This window comes from Serratia sp. H1w (assembly GCF_000633355.1).
Taxonomy (GTDB): Bacteria; Pseudomonadota; Gammaproteobacteria; order Enterobacterales; family Enterobacteriaceae; genus Chania.
This window is the reverse complement of record NZ_AYMQ01000121.1, coordinates 1-3,817: the sequence shown is the minus strand read 5'-3', so window position 1 is coordinate 3,817 and position 3,817 is coordinate 1. Positions and strand designations below refer to the sequence as shown.

The following is a 3,817-nucleotide window of genomic DNA, read 5'->3' as shown; positions in this document are numbered from 1 at the left end:
AAAAGGAGAGGGAGCCAGTTCGGTGTAATGGTGAGACAGGATCCCGTAACCAACCGCGAACTCGATCGGTCCCCTCTCCCTGTGGGAGAGGGTTAGGGTGAGGGGTTATTTCTGTAACTTGGCCAACAGCGTTTTACGGGTAATGCCCAGGTGTTTCGCCGCCTCGGTCTTGTTGCCCGCGGTTTGCTCCAACGCCGCCAGAATCGCCTGTTTCTCTACCTGCTCCAACGGCTGGATCGGTTGGCCAGATTGGCGATCCGGCTGCACATCAACGCACTGGCTAATGCTCAACGGCAGTTCCTTTTCGCTGATAAAGTCCCCGCTCAACAGGATCACCCCGCGCTCCACGCTATTTTCCAGCTCGCGCACGTTGCCAGGCCAAGGGTATTTCAACAGCATATCCATCGCCAGCGGGGTAAATCCTTTGACTGACTTACGGTTACGCTCGGCAAACTTCTCCAGAAAGTGCATCGCCAACAGCGGAATATCTTCGCTGCGCGCCCTCAGCGGCGGGCTATCCACCGTCACTACATTCAGCCGATAGTAAAGATCCTGTCGGAACCTGCCTGCCTCCACGTCCGCCAACAAATCCCGGTTGGTCGCCGCGATCAGGCGAACATCCACCGACAGCGTCTGGTTGCTGCCCACCCGTTGGATTTCCCGTTCCTGGATCGCCCGCAGTAATTTTGCCTGCATCAGCGGTGACACTTCACCAATCTCGTCCAGAAACAGCGTGCCCTGATCGGCCTCCATAAAGCGCCCTTCCCGGCGTTTGTCGGCACCGGTAAACGCCCCTTTCTCATGGCCAAACAGCTCCGACTCCAGTAGCGATTCGCTCAGAGCGGCACAGTTGATGCTGACCAGTGGCCGATCCTTGCGCAGACTGTTGGCGTGCACCGCCCTGGCGATCAGCTCTTTGCCGGTGCCTGATTCACCCGCAATCAATACCGTGGCCTCGGAAGGGGCGATCATGGCGATCATGTCCATCAGCCTGCGCATCGGCTCACTGCGGCCAATCATATTTTGCGGATCAAACTGCAAACGCTGCTTCAAGCTATGGTTCTCGCTCTTTAACGAGGTGTGTTCCAGCGCACGTGCCAGCGTCAGTTGCAGCGTATCGAAATCGAGGGGCTTGGTCAGATAGTCATAAGCTCCCGCCTTAATCGCCTCCACGGCAGACTCCACGTTGGAGTAGGCGGTCATGATCAGGATCGGGATCGCCGGGTTATAGCTCTTGATCGCCTTCAACGCCGCGATGCCGTCCATTTCCGCCATCCGCACGTCGCTCAGGATCAGATCGAACGGCTGTGCCCTGACCTGTTCCAACGCCTGTAGCCCGTTATGCGCCACGCTGACCCGGTAGCCCCAACCCCCTATCAGCGCCTGGAGAATGGTGCAGTGGCTGAGATCGTCCTCCACCAGCAAAATATGGGCGTTAGGCGTCTGCATGGGCTTCTCCTTGCGGTGTTGGCTGGCGAAGTGGGATCACGATCTCAAAGCGGGTGCCTGCAGGCTGGCCGCTGGTCACGGCGATCGTCCCTTGATGCTCCTCGATGACTTTCTGCACCATGGTCAAGCCCAGACCTGTGCCCGTCGCTTTGGTGGTGAAGTAAGGATTAAAGATTTTTTGCAGATCGTCCGGCGCAATACCTTTGCCCGAGTCGCTGACGGTAATGCGCACCGCTCCGTCCCTGGTCAGTTCAACGTCGATCCCGAGCGTGCCATCCGTGCCGATCGCCTGAATGGCATTGAGATACAGGTTCAACAGCACCTGAGTGAAACGATCGGGATCGAGCTCCACCAACGGCAAGGCTTCTGCGCTGCGGTAACGAAGATCGATCTGGCGACTCTCCGCATCCTGGCGGATCAGATGCAGTGAGTGTTCGATCACCTCGCCGATTGCCACCCGCTGCAAACGCAGATCGGCAGGCCGCACCAGCGCCAGTAACTCGGTGATCGCGCGGTTAAGGCGATCGACCTCTTTCGCCATTACCTTGGCCAGTTCATGCTGCTCGCTGTCTTCTGGCGAGCGGTCAGCAAAATACTTGGCGAAACCTTTGATCGAAGACAGCGGGTTGCGGATCTCGTGGGCCACGCCAGCCGCCAAATCGCCGATTGCCGCCAGTTTTTCTTTGCGGCGGATCTCCTCCTGCAATTGACGAATTTTCCGCATATCGCGGAAGATAAACAAACTGGCTAACGCCAGCAGCAGCAGAGTGACCAGCAAAATGGCGGTGTTGCGCATATCCTTTGCCTGAGCGGCATCCAGCGCCACGGTGTCAAACGCCGCAAAAATAACGGCCTGCTCATCATCCTGCGGTTCGGCGGCTTCCTGCATACGCGATCGGTTCATCATATGCCCGGAATGGCCGTTGCCGCGCTTGAGCGGCTTGAACCAACGGTAGGCTTCGAACGCATTCTGCCGCTCTTTCTGCGGCTCATCAAAAGTCGTCATATGCCACTGCTCATCGCCGGAGACCTTCAGCTCCGCCATCTGTTGTGGGCTATGCAGCTGTTGGCCAACGCGTTGCGGATCGCTGTGCGCCAGGATGCGACCAGACCGATCGGTAATGGCGATATACAGCACGTTCGGCTGATAGGCCATCTCCTCCAACAGGGTTTGACGCTGATCGTGACGCCAGCGCATGCCCATACCGGTACGGGCACCGGATTCAAAAGAGCTCATCAGCACCGCGCTCTTTTCCCGCAGCGTCTGGATCTCCACCTCACGCCCGCGCTGTAGGTCTTTGATCGCCAACGTGACGATAATACCAAGCAGCAATGCGACCGCAGCGATCATCGCCCAGGCGGGCAAGAACGTCGTTCGGGTTTTAAATTCCATGGCTTTCCTCTGCGACCGGCACATCGATGTGCGGGTAATTATTACCCACACTACCAGCATGGCGGGTAATAATAACCCACTTTCTCTGTGGGTTGCGGCCAGAAAACGGCCATCGACCACCGTCAGTTATTTTTATTGCTGTCATAAAATCAGTGCGCTGCATGCTGTTATTCCTTGGCTGACGCCGGGTTGCCGGGCTAGCCACGCCGTCACGATGATTCAGGATCCATACAATTCCCGTGCCAGTCTGAAGCTGGCACGGCGGTTGCAATAAGCAATTGGAAGAACATTGAATCCATGAACGCAAACAAAAGGAAATGAATCATGACGCTGACTAAAACCACCCTCGCCGCTATTCTCTCCGTTGCCATGTTGGCTGGTGTGAGCACTACCGCGCTGGCGCAAAATGGTTATCACGGCAACATGGCCAATGCCCAGGGAACTCATCAGGGTAAAGGTTATCAGCACGGTAACCGCGCAAATCTGACGCCTGAACAGCAGGCAGTCAGCCAGAAAGCCTTTGATGAGTTCCAGCTGAAAACCGCCGACCTGCGCCAACAGCTGATGTCCAAGCAATACGAATATCAGGCGCTGCTGACCGGTAAGCCTTTGGATGAGCAGAAGGTGTTGGCCGTGAGCAAAGAAATCACCGCGTTGCGTGACAATCTGTATCAACAGCGAGTGGCGCTGGATACCGACCTGGCTAAGGCTGGCGTGCCGATGATGGGCCACGGGATGGGTGGAGCAGGCATGCACGGCGGACGTGGCTGCCGTTAAGCCTTAATATTTCCCACCGCTAATACAGGGAGAACACCAGACTCGCTCTGGTTTCTCCCGCTAATCCCCGCTATATCCCCTGCGCGATCAATTAATAATCCTCATAAATAAGAAGATTCTCGCTAAATTGACTTAAAACAACATACTAAAATTCTTAATCTTTATTCTTACGCCCGAATATACCCGTGATCATTGAAG

General features: G+C 56.1%; 4 protein-coding genes. 1 reads left to right on the top strand and 3 read right to left on the bottom strand.

The annotated features are described in order from the left end of the window. Positions 1 to 105 precede the first annotated feature (105 nt). The 3 genes from U869_RS0125625 to U869_RS32300 are packed head-to-tail and all read right to left on the bottom strand — an operon-like array spanning position 106 to position 3,005. A complete protein-coding gene (locus U869_RS0125625; protein WP_025123641.1) occupies positions 106 to 1,449 on the bottom strand; it encodes a sigma-54-dependent Fis family transcriptional regulator in 1,344 nt (447 codons plus the stop codon). Beyond that, on the bottom strand, positions 1,436 to 2,842 hold the full coding sequence (gene zraS / locus U869_RS0125620; protein ID WP_025123642.1) for a two-component system sensor histidine kinase ZraS: 1,407 nt from the start codon (positions 2,840 to 2,842) through the stop codon (positions 1,436 to 1,438). The genes U869_RS0125625 and zraS overlap by 14 nt, the downstream gene beginning before the upstream one ends. After that, positions 2,832 to 3,005, bottom strand: a complete 174-nt coding sequence (locus tag U869_RS32300; protein ID WP_157834767.1) for a hypothetical protein — start codon at positions 3,003 to 3,005, stop codon at positions 2,832 to 2,834. The genes zraS and U869_RS32300 overlap by 11 nt, the downstream gene beginning before the upstream one ends. A 161-nt stretch (positions 3,006 to 3,166) precedes the next feature. Here U869_RS32300 and U869_RS0125610 point away from each other — a divergent pair, with 161 nt between their 5' ends. Then, complete coding sequence (locus U869_RS0125610) at positions 3,167 to 3,619, top strand: periplasmic heavy metal sensor (protein WP_025123644.1); 453 nt, start codon at positions 3,167 to 3,169, stop codon at positions 3,617 to 3,619. Positions 3,620 to 3,817 lie beyond the last annotated feature (198 nt).

Excerpts from the sequence above, each read along its gene's own strand:
- U869_RS0125625 (WP_025123641.1), bottom strand. The coding sequence starts at position 1,449 with ATGCAGACGCCTAACGCCCATATTTTGCTGGTGGAGGACGATCTCAGC.
- zraS (WP_025123642.1), bottom strand. The coding sequence starts at position 2,842 with ATGGAATTTAAAACCCGAACGACGTTCTTGCCCGCCTGGGCGATGATC.
- U869_RS32300 (WP_157834767.1), bottom strand. The coding sequence starts at position 3,005 with ATGCAGCGCACTGATTTTATGACAGCAATAAAAATAACTGACGGTGGT.
- U869_RS0125610 (WP_025123644.1), top strand. The coding sequence starts at position 3,167 with ATGACGCTGACTAAAACCACCCTCGCCGCTATTCTCTCCGTTGCCATG.